Here is a 14,168-nt window from a genome sequence, read left to right as displayed (position 1 = left end):
GATGGAAGCATTGAAAAAGTTTGATATGGATGAACTACTAAAAAGACAAGCGATGTTGGATAAGAAATTTGATGAAAAGAAAACTTTAAGGGAAAGAACACAAATAAGAACGTTTGTCGCTTTTATTGCTGAATTAGGAGAACTAACTCAAGAACTCAAAAGTGAATGGAATTATTGGAAAAATAACACAGAAAAAATAAACAAAAGGAAAGTTTTGGAAGAGTTGTCAGATTGCCTTCATTTTTACTTGAGTTTTATTAATCAAGGATTGTTTAGAAATTCTGGAGGCAAAAATGTTAAATTTTATAAAAGGTGTATAGAGAACTTAGAGATTGCTTTAATATTTTTATCAAAATTTTCTCAAGAAAGAGAAAACAAAATAATAGCAGCAATTTTAATTGTGGCTGAATACGTAGGAGCAACTGAAAAGGAATTTTTACAAGTTCATCACGAAAAATGGCTTAAAAATATGAACGAGAGAACGAAAGAAAATTATTAACTTATGCATACACAAGTAAAAATGCATAAGAAAAAACTAGGAGGAATATTAATGAACGAATTAATAAATGTAAAAAGCAGAGACACATTGACAAGTTTGGAAGTGGCACAAATAGCAGAAAAAGAACACAAAAATATTTTAGCTGATATTAGGGATGAAATCAGTAAATTAGGAGAAGAAAGAGGTCGGCTAATTTTTCAGCCAACCACCTATATAGATAATTTTAACAGAAGTCAACCAATGTTTCTTTTGAATTACAAAGGTGTCTTGCAGCTTGGAGCAAGATACAGTGCTGAAACTAGATTTAAACTTATTGAAAAAATAGAAGAATTAAAAAAGCCAATGGCAATCGAAGACATGATCATATTGCAGGCAAATGAAATGAAAAGTGTCAAGCATAGAATTGACATCGTAGAAAACAAAGTTGACAACGAGATAAGAATAGACCACACAGAACAAAGAAAATTACAAAAAGCGGTTTCGATAAGAGTTTACCAAAGGCTGGATGTGATAGACGCTGACAGAAATTTAATGTTCCCTGCAATTTACAGGGATTTAAAGGACAGGTTTGGAGTTGCAAGCTATCGTGATATTAAGAGAAAGGACTTAACTGAAGCATTGGCGTATGTACAGAACTGGATAGAAAAAGCAGAATTGAGGAACTGATATGGATGAGCAAGAGAAAACAGTCAAAAGAATAAAAGCAAGTATATTATGCAATACAGAAATGAGTAGACGTGATTTTGAGTTTGCAAAACTTAATGCTAATTTGTTCAAGGATATTAAATTTATTAAGAAAAGGAAGGCTAAAAAGAAATGGCAAAGAGGATGAGCAGAGAAAACCAAAAATTAATTTACTGGTTTATAGACTGCTACGCCTATCATTTGAAAGGAGTAGACATTAACTGGAAAAGTAGCAAGGAAAAACCAAATATTTCTGATTATTTTCTTTATAAGGCAAAAGAAGATTTGAAAAAACTTTATATCAGGCATAGTGGAATTAATTTGAAAGGGTACAAGCCTTTTAAAAATATAGAAGAAAAATTAAGAATCAGGCTGAGTGAAGTTTTAGATAAAAATTATACTAAGGAAACTAAGGTGAATATTGTAACAAATGATTTAATAGATTTTGTCCGGGAAGAAATGCAAAGATTTTTATTAACTCTTACAGGCACATTCAGTCTAAAACTTGATATGATGAGTAATAATGGAGCAATAGCCTTTACTAATTATTTATTTGATTATTTTCTCCAAAATGATATAGCAATGTGGGAAGAAATGCAAATGCTATATAAACAGCAGAATGAAGAAAAATATATTTATGCGAAATTAAAATATAAACGTTGTGCGGTATGCAATAGAACTCCAGTTGACTTTGAACATTGGCAGTCGGCTGGAAGTTTGGGAGGTTATGCGAATGATAAAGGACAAGGAAGATATATTTCACTTTGTAGACAACATCATACTGAAAAGCACGATATTGGAGTGGAAGCATTTGAAAGAAAGTATAATGTGAGGGGTATTTATTTGGATTATGAACAGATAAAAGAATTGAAAAAGATTTACAAAAATCATTTTAAGGCGTTTAAGGAGGATAAAGAATGACTGATAAAGAAAGACAAGATTATGAAAGAATTTTTTTAGAAGTTTGGGATAATAATTTGTTGGAAAAAGGACTTCTGATTGAAATGTGTCAACTGCTTGAATCAGATGAGAAAAAAGAAGATAGCGATGGATTTACATTATTCTATTACAAAACTACAAATAGTAGAATGTTTGTAATCGAAGATGACGAAATTCAAGGAACTTTGGAAATTTACGAGGAAAAATAAAGTTCAGTCGCAGAAAGTCTTTTTATTAGAGAAAGGTTAGGAGTAGAAATGGAATATAGAATTTTAGAAGATCATAATGTATGTAAATTTGTTTTTACTAAACAAGACATGGTAGCAGAAAGTGTTTTGTACAAATATGAAAGTTATAAAAAAAGAACAGTAATTTGTTGCTCTGTCCAAAGTGGTTGCAAGGTGGGCTGTACTTTTTGTGGAACAGGAAAAAGATTTATTAGAAGTTTAACATCAGATGAAATTGTTGAACAAGTAAAAATAGTTATAAATAATAAAGTATTAAATGAAATTAAAAATACAAATGAAATTGAAAAATTTCAAATTATGTTTATGAGTATGGGAGAGCCTTTCGATAATTATTATCAAGTTAAAGAAGCTATTGTTAAATTAAATAAATTATTTCCAAATGCTCAATTATTAATTTCAACAGTAGGTTTAAGAAAATATAAAGAATTAAATGATTTTATGAAATTATCAATAGAAATTAATAAAATTGGTTTACAATTTTCTATACATCAAGCAAATGAAGAAAAAAGAAACAAATTAATACCATATAAAAATAAATTAACATTAAGAGAAATTAGGGATTACGGAATCGAATGGTCTGAAAATACAGGACGTCCAGTTTATTTGAATTATTGCATAGACGGTAATAATATTTCAGATGAAGAAATAAAAGGTTACAATACTAGAATATTTGATCCAGCAGGACAAGATACAATTGGTGGCGGTTGCGGGCAATTGTGGTTTGTTCAAGATTGGATGAAAAGTTATAAAAAGAAATAGGAGGAATCAGTATGAGAAAAGTAGTATCAGCAATAATAACGATATTATATGTAACAATTATTTTAGGAAGTTTAGGATTATTAGTATATAAAACAATAAATGATATTTCAAATGTAAAAACATTATTAGAATTTGCAAAATTAATGTTAATAGATTTTATATTATATGTTTTTTGGGGTGTAGGAGTTCAGATTTTAACTTTTGTATTCGGATTGTTCAAGATTAAGGAGGATTAAATGCTAGAAATAATAATGAGAATTTTAAGTGCAGCAGTTACAATATTTTTAGTTTTCTTTTTAGTCAGCTATCTGTATGCTTTAGTTGAAGATGTAAAGAAGAAATTAAGAGGAATAACTAAAATTGATTACACACATTACAATGTAGCGTATTTTTTAGTATTTTGGTTTTTAAATATCCTGCTGATTTATGCAACAATAAATTTGATTGTATTTTTTGCAATTAGAGTGTAAAATGGTATAATTAATCATATTTAAAAAAGGAGACAAAAATGGAAAAGAAATTTAAAGTTGTCGAAACACTTTTTCGATGTGGCAAGTGTGGGAACTATATCAAAGCGATAAGACAATACAATGGTATGAAAATTATTGATGACGGATGTTTAGAATTTAGAATTTTTAAAAAGAAAATGCCTGACTATGAGTACTTTTTTTGTTGTGAAAAGTGCGAAATAGAAAGCGATTCTTTGGGAGCTTTTAGAAAAATTATTCCACCTAAAGAACGGGCAGACTTCTGGTTTGTTAAAGGATACAAAGAACAAAAGACTAAACAAATGATAGAAAACACTCTAGACAATACGAGATCATATATAGAAAAAGCGAAAAAGGAACATAAAACCTATGGTGGAGTTCTTAATTATGGTCGATTAGGAAATTATTATTCAAAACATAAAAGCGTTGAAAAAGGTTTGGATGAATTACAAAACGAAATAACTAAAGCAATTAAATTATTTAAAAAGGGTGAAAATATAGAAGAGTTATTAGATTTTATTGGATTTTTATCAAATGATACTTTAAATAATCATAAAGTTTATATGTCGTATTTTATGCAAGCACGATTTCAATTTGAACGAAGAGCAAGTAATATAGTCTATCATAATTTGAAACATGTGAAAAGTTGTTTGAAAGGCATAAAGGAAGTAATGGAAAAATCAAAAAAAATTATTGTTTAAAATTTTAAATTTTTTCAAGAAAAAACAAAGCTCAAACACTTGAAAAAAACAATAAAATAAGGTATAATTAGGAGGTAAAATTGAACACAAAAAAAGAACTCAAAGAAATTAAAGATTTTTTAGAAAGTGAAAAAATAGGAAAAATCTTTATTGACAAAAGACCCAACGGGATTATATTAATAGAAACAACAGAAACTAAGAAATATCAAAGCAGAGTATGCAAAAAAGTAACCTGATTTCAAAAGTTTCAAACAACAATTGAATAAAGTATAAATATCGACGTACACAAAATGATGACCGTATTTATAAATTTAAGGAACTGAAAAGCCTTGATTTTATACATACGGTCTTTTTTTGTCTAAAAATCAAAGAAAGGGGGCAAAAATGAAGATTGAGAAAATAAATATCAATGAAATAATTGAGTATTCAGGAAATGCAAAAGAACATCCTGAATGGCAAATTGAACAGATTAAAAACAGTATTCGAGAATTTGGATTCAATGATCCGATTGCAATTGATGAAAAAGGCATAATAATCGAAGGGCACGGAAGATATTTAGCATTAAAAGAACTTGGATATGCAGAAGTTGAAGTAATCAGGTTAAATCATTTAACAGAGGAGCAGAAAACAGCTTATGCTATTGCTCATAATAAACTTACAATGAATACTGAATTTGATATTGAAAAGTTACAGTATGAATTGAATAAGTTGGAGGTAAACGGCTTTGATTTAGATTTATTAGGTTTTAATGAAGCGGAATTAGAAAATATTTTAGAAATTGAAAATGTAGACATTAACGATTTTTTTGCAGAAGAAGAAAAAGAGCAAAAAGAAGAAAAGAAAAAACTTTGTCCACATTGTGGGAAGGAAATATAAAAATGGGAGCAAAAATATTTTTAGCTGCGTTAAAAGGATATGAAAAAGAAGGAGTCAAGCCTAAAAGACTCCTTGAAAGTTATTTTTATTTGAGAGGAAATAAAAATGATTATATGAAATTTGTTGAACAAAAAATAAAATTAGAAAATTTTTTGTTAGATTCAGGCGCATTCACTTTTATGAATTCTAAAAAAACGAAAATAAATTTTGAAACATATATTAATGAGTATATAGAATTTATTAAAAAATGGAATGTCAAATATTTTTTTGAACTAGATGTGGACAGTATTTTAGGATACGAAAAAGTAAAAGAAATAAGGGAATATATAGAAAAAAGCACAAATAAAAAAAGCATACCTGTTTGGCACAAGAGCAGAGGGCTTGAAGAATTTGTGAATTTATCTAAAGGATATGATTTTATTGCTATCGGAGGTTTAGCGATAAAACACATAAAAAAAACAGAATACAAATATCTTAATCCTTTGATAAAAATAGCACACAGCAATAATTGTAAAGTTCACGGATTAGGTTTTACTCCTAAAGATATATTGAAATATCGTTTTGACACAACTGACAGCACTAGTTGGAAAGTTCCAGGAAGAACAGGACAGATAATCAAATTTAACGGAAAAGAAATTGTTGAAGTTAAAAAACCAAAAAATAAATTGAATAAAAAAATAGATACAAGAGTAGTAATAAAACATTCTTTAAAAGAATGGAATAAGTACGTAGATTACATCGAAAGGAGTTGAAAATGATTGAAATTATAGGAATACTTGCAACTTTGTTTGTATTGCTTTCTTTTTCGTTTTCTGAAGAAAAACACATAAGGATAATTAATGTGATAGGAGCTTTATTATTTGTTGTTTACGGTTTGGTAACAAATGCTTTGAGTGTTTGGTTATTAAATTCGATATTAATAATCATACATATTTATAAATTATATAACAACGGAGGTAAAAATGTTAATAAATAAAAAGTTTAAATTTGATGCAGCACATTTATTGCCGAATCATAAAGGGCAATGCAAAAATTTGCACGGACATACATACAAATTAATAGTAACTTGTAAAGGTACAATGCAAAATATAGGAACATCAGAAGGAATGATAATGGATTTTTCTGATTTAAAAAAGATAATAGAAGATGAAATCATAAAAAAATTCGATCACGCCTTTATAGTAGGGACAGATTCAGAGACAGAGAAAGATATATTAAGAGTATTAAAAAAACACAATTTAAAAATATTAGAATTAAAAAACAGGAGCACTGCTGAAAATATAAGTAAATATATTTTTAAAAAATTAAAAGAAGTTTTATTGAAAAAGAATATAAAACTTATAGAAGTTACGTTATATGAAACAGAAACATCGTTTGTAAGATATGCGGAGGAGTAAATGAAAGTAGTAGAAATATTCAAAAGTATTCAAGGAGAAGGATTTAACTTTGGGAAAGAAGTTGTGTTTTTAAGATTAGGGAAATGCAATTTAAAATGCCCTTGGTGTGATACAGATTGGAATAAATATAAAAAAATAGAATTGGAAAATATAATTTATGAGATAGAAAAAGAAAATTGTAAAAGTGTGATTATAACAGGTGGAGAACCTACGATGCAGGATTTAAAACCTTTATGTAAAAAGCTCAAAGAAAAAGGATTTTGGATAGGAATCGAAACAAACGGAACAAATGATGTTGGTTACGAATTTATAGATTATATAGCAACAAGTCCCAAATTCTTTTATAAAGATTTAGTAAAATTAAATTTGAAAAAAGCTAACGAAATAAGAATTGTAGTAGACAATGATGATGTTGAAGAATACGTTAAGTTTTGTAAAAAAATAGAGAATGAAATAGAAGCAGATAGATTTTTTCTATCTCCTGTCGAAGAATCAGAAACTGCTAATTTTTTAAATTTAGAAACTTTAGCAAAAGTTAGGCAACAGTTAAACGAAAGAGAGGAAAAAGAATGGCAAGTGTCGATACAATTGCACAAATTGATGAAAGTGAAATAGAAGCGAAAGAAGGAATAAAAAAATTATTACTTTTTTTAGGTGAAGATGCAAATAGAGAAGGTTTATTAGATACTCCGAAAAGAGTTGTGAAAGCATTTAAAGAAATGACGAAAGGATATAATGAAGAAGTTTCAGAAATTTTAAAAGTTACTTTTGAAAGCAATAACTCAAACGAAATAGCGATAGAATCCATACCTTTCAATTCTTTGTGCGAACACCATATGTTGCCTTTTTATGGAACTGTAAATATCAAATACAAACCTAAAAATGGTAGAGTTGTTGGATTATCTAAAATACCTAGAGTTGTTGAAGTGTTTGCAAAAAGATTGCAAATTCAAGAAAAATTAACAAAAGAAATAGCAGATGCGATACAGCAAAATTTAGATTGTTTAGGTGTAGAAGTTGAAATAATCGCAAAGCATATGTGTATGGAATTGAGAGGAATCAAATGTGTAGGAAGTGATACCAGAACAATTTACAGAACAGGCTGTTATGAAAATCTGCATAATAGAAATAAAAGTTAAAGGAAAAGGTGGAAATGAATGAAAACATAAAAGAATTAATCAGATACAAATATGAGAATGGAACAAGTATAAGAGTTTTGTCAGAAAAATATAATCAAAAAGTAGGAACTATTAAGAGCTGGATCAGCAGAGAAAAATGGATTAAAAAAAAAGAAAATACTGCAACCAGCAAGAGAAAAAATGCAACCACTAATTGCAACCAGTTGCAAAAGGCTGTAGACAATAAAGAAATACAAATACAAAAGGATATTTTGGAAGGCAAAAGCAAACAAGAAATAATGTCCGAGTATGGCATTTCAGAACGTACTTATAGCAGAAAAACAAAAAATGCAAGAGATTTGAGAAAAGAACGTACAGAAAAATATCTTGAAAAAATCGTCGAAGAAGTTTACAAAGGCGAATTATACAGGATACTAAAAGGGACAGAAACTGCAAAAGCAAATTTAGTAGTAAGAGCAACTAAAGAGATAAATTCGCAAGAAATGGATACTAAAAAAGTACAAGAATATGACAAAGCATACACAACTATTAAAAAAATGGGAAATGATTTAATGAGGACTGGAAAAATGCTTACTGCTTATGAGGTGCTTGAAATTGATAAACAGCTTGCCGAGGAAGCGTTACAAAAAGAAAAATTAGAAATCGAAAAGGCTAAAATCAAAAAAGATGATGCCAAGGATTCAGAAAAAGAAAAAGAAGTGATTCAGCTGTTAAGAAACATAACTAAAAAGGTGGAAAATAATGAATGATTTAACTCCAAAACAGTATGAAGTATTGAAAATATTTAATAAAGAACAGCCAAGAATAACAATTTTAACAGGAGCAAAAAGAAGCGGAAAAACGTTTTTAAATAATTTTCTGATGCTATCACATATTGCAAAATTAGCCAATCAAAATCTTAACTTCATCATAATTGGAGCAACTAGCGGAAGTATTTGGAGGAACGTTTTAAACGACTGGGAAACAATGTTAGGAAAGCAATTTAAGCCCAAAAAAGACGGAAGTTTTAAGTTATTTGGAAACAATGTTTATTTATTCGGTGGAGAAAAGGCAGACAGTTGGAGGAAGATGAGAGGGATGACTTCTCACGGTACTTATATAAATGAGGCAACAGCATTGCATCAAACTTTTATAACAGAAGCGTTTTCAAGAACATCAGGAGAAGGTGCAAAAATATTTATTGATACCAATCCTGATAATCCAGCTCATTTTGTAAAAAAAGATTATATCGACAATGCTGGAGATAGATTAGAAAATGGCAGATTAAATATTTTAGTCAGTAATTTCAAGTTAGATGATAACGTTTTTCTCAATAAAGAGTATGTGGATTCTATCAAAAAGACAACTCCACGAGGAGCAACTTACGATAGAGATGTTTTAGGATTGTGGGTTGCGCAGGAAGGTGTTGTGTTTGCTGATTTTTCTGAAAAAGAAAATGTGATTAATAATATAGAAAATATCGAAATAAAAGAGTATTACATCGGAGTTGACTGGGGATTTGAGCATTATGGGACATTGGTAGTTATTGGAGTGGATTTTGAAGATAATTATTATATCGTTGAAGTTATAGCGAAACAGCATAAGTATTTTGATTACTGGAAAATGCTGATTTTACAAAAATATAAGGAACATCAAGTATCAAGAGTATTTTGCGATAGTGCTAGAACTGAATATGTACAAGGGTTATTAGATTTTGGAATAAATGCTGAAAACGCAAAAAAAGATGTAAAAGAAGGAATTGATTTGGTTGGTGCAATGTATAAAAGAAATGCTTTAAAAATTACAGAAAAAGCGTTTAAAGGGAAATTTGAAGATGAGATTTATTCTTATGTCTGGGGGAAGAATGATGAGCCAGTTAAGGAAAATGATGATGTAATGGATGCGATAAGATATGTTTTATATAGCTTAAAAAAAGATGAAGGTGGAATTGCTTATTTATATTAGGAAGGAGGGTTAATGACTAGAGAAGAAAGAACAAGAATTAAAACTTATTATGATAGGGAACAATATAGTAAATCAAATTTAAGTAAGAATATGCCAGGACTGTTTGACGGAACTGTGGAAATATTTAATCCGATTCGAGATATTGTAAAGGCTCTATCAAATACAGCTTTAAAAGATTTAGGAATAGAAAATGAGAAATTAAAAGAAATTTGGGAAATTAACCAAATGACTACTTTCAGCAAAAAAATTGCTAAAGAGATGTATTTGAATGAAGAAGTATTTGTTGAAGTTATATTAACTCCTGATGATCAAATTAGATATATTTTACATAATGTGGATGATGTTGAATACACAGAAGTGTTTGGAGAGATTAAGAAGTTCAAAGTTGAAGGGGAGCAAGTTTATTTTGATGATAACGGAGAAGAACAAGGCAGAGAGTATTCGAGGGAATATATAAAACTTGATACTGGAACTGTTAAAAGAATTGAAAAAATAGATGACGATACAGTTGAAAGTCCTTTTATTTTGGATAAAATCCCTGTTTCAAAATTTAAAAACGACAGTAATATAATTGAGGCATTAAATATTATAGATAAAATTAACGAAACCGAATGTTATATCGGGAGAATATTTGGAATACACGGAGACCCTTGGCTGCACGCAAACGGAGTAAAACAATTTGCAGATGTTAATTCTAGTAATTCAAAAATTAAAAAGAACGCACAGCTTTTGGAAGAGGCTAGATACAAAAACAAAAGAATTATCAATACTCAGAATTCGAAAGAAATGGAAGCTAGTTTCAAATATATTGAATTAACAAATCCGTTAATTAGCGAAATGCAAAATGATATAGCGAGATTAGAAAAAAGATTATCAAATTTATTTCCTGAATATTTACTCGTAGATACAGCGACGCAAAATGTTAGTGAGGAAACTTATTTATTAAAGAATAATGGACTTAAAACGAAAGTGGCAAGTTTTAGAGAGGATTTTATAAAAAGTTTGTTAGAAACAGATAAAATTGCATTGGAATTGTCAGGAAGTTCAGATGAATTAACTGAAAATGATTATACATATTTTGATACATTTATGGAAAATGAAAAGAGCTCTAAATTAACAACTTTATCATTAGCTCTTGATGTAATAAGCAAGGCGAAAGATATTGATGAAGAATATAAACTTAAAAAATTAATAGAAAAAGTGACAGATGACACTTTGCAAGATTTGAGTGGTTTGTATGATTAAGATAGATTTTAAATGGGAACATAAAGTGGAGAAAAGGTTGTTTAATTTTTTTAGAAGAACAGCATTTTCGATATTTAGCGGCAAAAAAACAGATATTGATTATTCAAATTTAACGAAAATATTTGTTAATTATAGCATTTCTTGTGAGAAAAAATTTAAGAAAATAAAGAATATAGATGTAAAAAAGCATATAGAAATAGCAATAAAACAAATAAAAGAGATAAAAGAATGGCAAAACAATCTAAATAATTATGTTGAAGAAAATAAAGAAAAAGATAATTTAAAAGATAAATTGAGAAATAACGCTAAATTCAGATCTAGAAACATGCTAGGCAATTATTATAAGGATTTTTTGAAAGAAATAATTGCAAGCGAAAGTGAATATTTTGAGTGGAACACGATGGGGGATGAACGTGTTAGACCAACACACGAAGCAAGAGATGGACAAATTTATAACTGGGATAATGCCGAGATAGTCCCTGGAGAAGAACCAGGTTGCAGATGTTGGGCTACTGTTTATTTCCCCGATTCACAAGAGGAAATCAACGACATAAATCAAAATTCTTGAGAGTTGAAAGATTACAAATCATTCATGAGTTGTTTGATGTCAAATCTCAAAAATTTATAGAGTATCAATACTGTAAATCATTTATGAGTTACAGCAAATAATCTAAAAAGCAAGGAGAAATAAAAATGAGAAATTTTAAACAAATGGAATTGTATTACGATGAGCCTGGAGAAGGGAAAGGTAACGGAGAAGGAGTTGGTACAGGCAGAAACGAGCCAACGCTTGACGACTTAAAAGCTGAAATCGAGAATTTTAAAAAGGCACAGGCTGAAAAAGATAAGGAAATTAATTCTTTAAAATCACAGCTTGGACATAGCAATAAACAGCTTGAAGAGCTTCAGAAAAATGGGAAAAGTGCAGAAGAGCTGGCAAATATGGAAAAAGAAAAGTTAGAAAAAGAGTTAGCTGAAATAAAGAATAAATATAATTTGACAACACTGGAAACTAAGAAAAACTCTTTAATAACAGAGTTAAAAATTAGTCCACAGTTTGCTGATTTAGTACAAATTACACCAGAAATGACAATTGAAAGTCTTGAGTTGGCGGTTAAGAATGTAGCAGCTAAAGAAAAAGAGTTCACAACAGATTTCTTGAAAAAGAACTCTATAACAAACGGAGGATTCAATCCAAAGGATAAAAAGAAAGATGAAAAAGATTTTGTTGACAGAATGATTGAGAAAAACAAAAACAACGAAACAGATCTTACAAAATTTTAGGAGGTTGAAATGTTAAAAAGAACAGTAATGCACAAAGAAAAACTAAATGTGCAAGTGAAAATATTAAAATCAGATTTTGCTAATTACATTTACAAAGACAAAAATACCAATAAAGAGTATTTGTTAGCCGGAACGCTGGTTAAAGCAAAAAATGGAGAAGATTTAAGAGAAACAGGAGCATTTGTAACTCCAATAGGGACAGGAACACAGGCGGAAGCTGTATTGTTGCATGACGTTGAGTTTAAATATTATAACGACAACGAACAAGCAACAGTCTCACTTGAAGGAGTTGCATATTTAGATAAATTAATTGCAGTAGGGAAAGAACATCCTACACCAATTACAGTTACAAAAGCGGAGTTACCAGCAGGGATAACTTACATTTATAAGGATAGAAAATAGGAGGTTAAGAAATGCCAATGAATTTAACAGATTTATTAAATGCAAAGAGTTTAAATAAGTATTATGCAGGAGTAAAAGGAACTACGTTAGTAGAAGCAATGTTTCCAGCTGTATTTTCAAACACGTTTGACATAAATACATTTGGAAGTCTAGACGGTGGAGCAGTTGAGGTATTACAAAGCAGCCAACTGGATGCGGATGTAATGTTTAGAGACTGGGATTTGAAAACAACAACAAAAGGGGATAAACAATTTTTTAGGGAAGGTATGAAGCTTGATGAAAAACGTAGAAAAGAATTACTAGAAATTTTGAATACAAATAATCAGTCAATAATTGCTAGTTATTCAGAAAATATTTTTAATAAATTCGCAGGGAAAAACGGTTTTTTAGGAAGTGCAAGAGCAATTGCAGCTTATACAGCTTCACAATTTTTGTCAACAGCCAAGGTAACGTTTGTCGATGAAAATGGCGGAGGACAGACAATTAATTATAAACTTGCTGATAAATATAAAGAAACGTTAGCGGGAACTAATATTTGGAGTACCGCAACAGCAAAACCGCTTGAAGATTTAGAAAGATGGAAAGAAACCGTTGAAGAAGGTGGTGGAAACGTAGAAATAGCTTTAATGTCAAAATCCACATATAATACGCTAAAAAAACACGATACTGTAAAAGCATTGTTTAAGAATATCATTGTTACGGTTACTCCAGCACTTATTAAATCTACTATTGAAGACGTAATCGGAATGACAATATTGATCTGGGATGAAAAAATAAAAGCTGGAAAAACGACTAAAAATGTATTTCCAGATAATGTTGTTACACTAATTCCGAATGGACAATTAGGAACAATGGAATATGGGCCAACTCCAACCAAAACTGATGAATTACTTGGATATTTAGGAGATAGAGAAGTTGTAGATATAGCAGGAACATTTGCAACTGTGGAAGTTGTGCCTGAATCAAAATCAGCGGGAGTTGTGAATAATGTAAACGTTGTAATCGAGGATTTAGTTGCTCCAAATCCATCAATAATAAACAGTATGTTCATAGCGACAGTTGGGTAGGTGAATTGAATGGCAAAAGAGAATAAAAAGGAAGAGGTGAAAGCTATTGTTGAAGCAGTAGCTTTAACGCCTTTGAGACACAACGATGTTAGATATGAAATTGGCGATAAGCTGGAATTAACTGAGGAAGAATTTGAAGTTTTGTCAGAAAATAAACTTGTCGGCGAAAGAGTTGATGAGTAATGACGGATGAAACTTTGGAAGAACTGAAAAAATATATTCCTGAAACTTCAGATTTTGATGTAGAGGTTGTTGAGCAGTTTTATAAAGTCGCTGAAGAAAAACATAGCAGCGAAAAAGAAAAATTGCTCAAAATATATCTTTTTGGATATTTACTCACTTCATTAGATGATTTTGATTTTACGAAAGTTCAAGTATCTAATATTGTAATCGAAGAAACAGGTGGGAATAATCAGTATTTAATGATGTATAAACAATTGTTAAAAGCATTTGGAATTGATGAGAATGAAACAACTGTATCAATAATTTAGGGAGG

Annotated in this window: 25 protein-coding genes; all 25 read left to right on the top strand. The window is 29.6% G+C overall.

All coding sequences use genetic code 11. The annotated features are described in order from the left end of the window. The first annotated feature begins 1 nt into the window (after position 1). The 25 genes from HW275_RS04555 to HW275_RS04435 all read left to right on the top strand — a co-directional run bounded on the left by HW275_RS04555 (position 2) and on the right by HW275_RS04435 (position 14,163). Complete coding sequence (locus tag HW275_RS04555; protein ID WP_178935452.1) at positions 2 to 499, top strand: dUTP diphosphatase; 498 nt, start codon at positions 2 to 4, stop codon at positions 497 to 499. A 51-nt stretch (positions 500 to 550) separates the two neighbouring features. Further along, positions 551 to 1,165 (top strand): Rha family transcriptional regulator, encoded by a 615-nt coding sequence (locus HW275_RS04550; protein ID WP_178935451.1) that lies wholly within the window; start codon positions 551 to 553, stop codon positions 1,163 to 1,165. 1 nt (position 1,166) lies between these two features. Next, entirely contained in the window at positions 1,167 to 1,331 is a 165-nt protein-coding gene (locus HW275_RS04545; RefSeq protein WP_178935450.1) for a hypothetical protein, read from the top strand. Continuing rightward, complete coding sequence (locus HW275_RS04540) at positions 1,316 to 2,104, top strand: putative HNHc nuclease (protein ID WP_178935449.1); 789 nt, start codon at positions 1,316 to 1,318, stop codon at positions 2,102 to 2,104. The genes HW275_RS04545 and HW275_RS04540 overlap by 16 nt, the downstream gene beginning before the upstream one ends. After that, positions 2,101 to 2,331 (top strand): hypothetical protein, encoded by a 231-nt coding sequence (locus HW275_RS04535; RefSeq protein ID WP_178935448.1) that lies wholly within the window; start codon positions 2,101 to 2,103, stop codon positions 2,329 to 2,331. The genes HW275_RS04540 and HW275_RS04535 overlap by 4 nt, the downstream gene beginning before the upstream one ends. A 48-nt stretch (positions 2,332 to 2,379) precedes the next feature. Next, complete coding sequence (locus HW275_RS04530) at positions 2,380 to 3,129, top strand: radical SAM protein (protein ID WP_178935447.1); 750 nt, start codon at positions 2,380 to 2,382, stop codon at positions 3,127 to 3,129. 11 nt (positions 3,130 to 3,140) lie between these two features. Beyond that, positions 3,141 to 3,365 (top strand): hypothetical protein, encoded by a 225-nt coding sequence (locus tag HW275_RS04525; protein ID WP_178935446.1) that lies wholly within the window; start codon positions 3,141 to 3,143, stop codon positions 3,363 to 3,365. Next, the gene (locus tag HW275_RS04520; protein WP_178935445.1) at positions 3,366 to 3,599 is read left to right on the top strand and encodes a hypothetical protein; all 234 of its coding nucleotides are present in this window, start codon (positions 3,366 to 3,368) and stop codon (positions 3,597 to 3,599) included. A 38-nt stretch (positions 3,600 to 3,637) separates the two neighbouring features. Further along, on the top strand, positions 3,638 to 4,318 hold the full coding sequence (locus tag HW275_RS04515) for a hypothetical protein (RefSeq protein ID WP_178935444.1): 681 nt from the start codon (positions 3,638 to 3,640) through the stop codon (positions 4,316 to 4,318). 80 nt (positions 4,319 to 4,398) lie between these two features. Beyond that, positions 4,399 to 4,554 carry a hypothetical protein gene (locus HW275_RS04510; protein WP_178935443.1) on the top strand — a complete coding sequence of 52 codons (156 nt, stop codon included), beginning with the start codon at positions 4,399 to 4,401 and terminating at the stop codon, positions 4,552 to 4,554. A 148-nt stretch (positions 4,555 to 4,702) separates the two neighbouring features. Then, positions 4,703 to 5,194: a ParB/Srx family N-terminal domain-containing protein gene (locus HW275_RS04505; RefSeq protein WP_178935442.1), complete on the top strand. Its 492-nt coding sequence runs from the start codon at positions 4,703 to 4,705 to the stop codon at positions 5,192 to 5,194. Positions 5,195 to 5,196: 2 nt separating this feature from the next. Continuing rightward, positions 5,197 to 5,946, top strand: a complete 750-nt coding sequence (locus HW275_RS04500) for a hypothetical protein (RefSeq protein ID WP_178935441.1) — start codon at positions 5,197 to 5,199, stop codon at positions 5,944 to 5,946. 2 nt (positions 5,947 to 5,948) lie between these two features. After that, a complete protein-coding gene (locus tag HW275_RS04495) occupies positions 5,949 to 6,170 on the top strand; it encodes a YgjV family protein (RefSeq protein WP_178935440.1) in 222 nt (73 codons plus the stop codon). Continuing rightward, positions 6,157 to 6,591 carry a 6-carboxytetrahydropterin synthase QueD gene (queD, locus tag HW275_RS04490; RefSeq protein WP_178935439.1) on the top strand — a complete coding sequence of 145 codons (435 nt, stop codon included), beginning with the start codon at positions 6,157 to 6,159 and terminating at the stop codon, positions 6,589 to 6,591. The genes HW275_RS04495 and queD overlap by 14 nt, the downstream gene beginning before the upstream one ends. After that, on the top strand, positions 6,592 to 7,206 hold the full coding sequence (locus HW275_RS04485; RefSeq protein ID WP_178935438.1) for a 7-carboxy-7-deazaguanine synthase QueE: 615 nt from the start codon (positions 6,592 to 6,594) through the stop codon (positions 7,204 to 7,206). After that, the gene (folE, locus tag HW275_RS04480; RefSeq protein WP_178935437.1) at positions 7,161 to 7,730 is read left to right on the top strand and encodes a GTP cyclohydrolase I FolE; all 570 of its coding nucleotides are present in this window, start codon (positions 7,161 to 7,163) and stop codon (positions 7,728 to 7,730) included. The genes HW275_RS04485 and folE overlap by 46 nt, the downstream gene beginning before the upstream one ends. 14 nt (positions 7,731 to 7,744) lie before the next feature. Further along, positions 7,745 to 8,479: a hypothetical protein gene (locus HW275_RS04475; protein ID WP_178935436.1), complete on the top strand. Its 735-nt coding sequence runs from the start codon at positions 7,745 to 7,747 to the stop codon at positions 8,477 to 8,479. Next, the gene (locus HW275_RS04470; RefSeq protein WP_178935435.1) at positions 8,472 to 9,674 is read left to right on the top strand and encodes a PBSX family phage terminase large subunit; all 1,203 of its coding nucleotides are present in this window, start codon (positions 8,472 to 8,474) and stop codon (positions 9,672 to 9,674) included. The genes HW275_RS04475 and HW275_RS04470 overlap by 8 nt, the downstream gene beginning before the upstream one ends. Positions 9,675 to 9,686: 12 nt before the next feature. Continuing rightward, positions 9,687 to 10,919 carry a hypothetical protein gene (locus HW275_RS04465; protein ID WP_178935434.1) on the top strand — a complete coding sequence of 411 codons (1,233 nt, stop codon included), beginning with the start codon at positions 9,687 to 9,689 and terminating at the stop codon, positions 10,917 to 10,919. Then, positions 10,912 to 11,487 carry a minor capsid protein gene (locus HW275_RS04460; protein WP_178935433.1) on the top strand — a complete coding sequence of 192 codons (576 nt, stop codon included), beginning with the start codon at positions 10,912 to 10,914 and terminating at the stop codon, positions 11,485 to 11,487. The genes HW275_RS04465 and HW275_RS04460 overlap by 8 nt, the downstream gene beginning before the upstream one ends. Positions 11,488 to 11,612: 125 nt before the next feature. Beyond that, positions 11,613 to 12,203, top strand: a complete 591-nt coding sequence (locus HW275_RS04455) for a hypothetical protein (RefSeq protein ID WP_178935432.1) — start codon at positions 11,613 to 11,615, stop codon at positions 12,201 to 12,203. Positions 12,204 to 12,212: 9 nt separating this feature from the next. Further along, positions 12,213 to 12,605, top strand: a complete 393-nt coding sequence (locus HW275_RS04450; protein ID WP_178935431.1) for a hypothetical protein — start codon at positions 12,213 to 12,215, stop codon at positions 12,603 to 12,605. Positions 12,606 to 12,616: 11 nt separating this feature from the next. Beyond that, positions 12,617 to 13,672: a major capsid protein gene (locus tag HW275_RS04445; protein WP_178935430.1), complete on the top strand. Its 1,056-nt coding sequence runs from the start codon at positions 12,617 to 12,619 to the stop codon at positions 13,670 to 13,672. Between the two features lie 9 nt (positions 13,673 to 13,681). Beyond that, positions 13,682 to 13,855: a hypothetical protein gene (locus HW275_RS04440; RefSeq protein ID WP_178935429.1), complete on the top strand. Its 174-nt coding sequence runs from the start codon at positions 13,682 to 13,684 to the stop codon at positions 13,853 to 13,855. Then, the gene (locus tag HW275_RS04435; RefSeq protein ID WP_178935428.1) at positions 13,855 to 14,163 is read left to right on the top strand and encodes a hypothetical protein; all 309 of its coding nucleotides are present in this window, start codon (positions 13,855 to 13,857) and stop codon (positions 14,161 to 14,163) included. Before HW275_RS04440 ends, HW275_RS04435 begins: the two co-directional genes overlap by 1 nt. Positions 14,164 to 14,168: the final 5 nt, after the last annotated feature.

It is taken from the genome of Leptotrichia sp. oral taxon 223 (assembly GCF_013394795.1).
Classification (GTDB): Bacteria; Fusobacteriota; Fusobacteriia; order Fusobacteriales; family Leptotrichiaceae; genus Leptotrichia.
The sequence above is the reverse complement of the archived record's forward strand: the minus strand, read 5'-3'. Positions and strand labels throughout refer to the sequence as shown.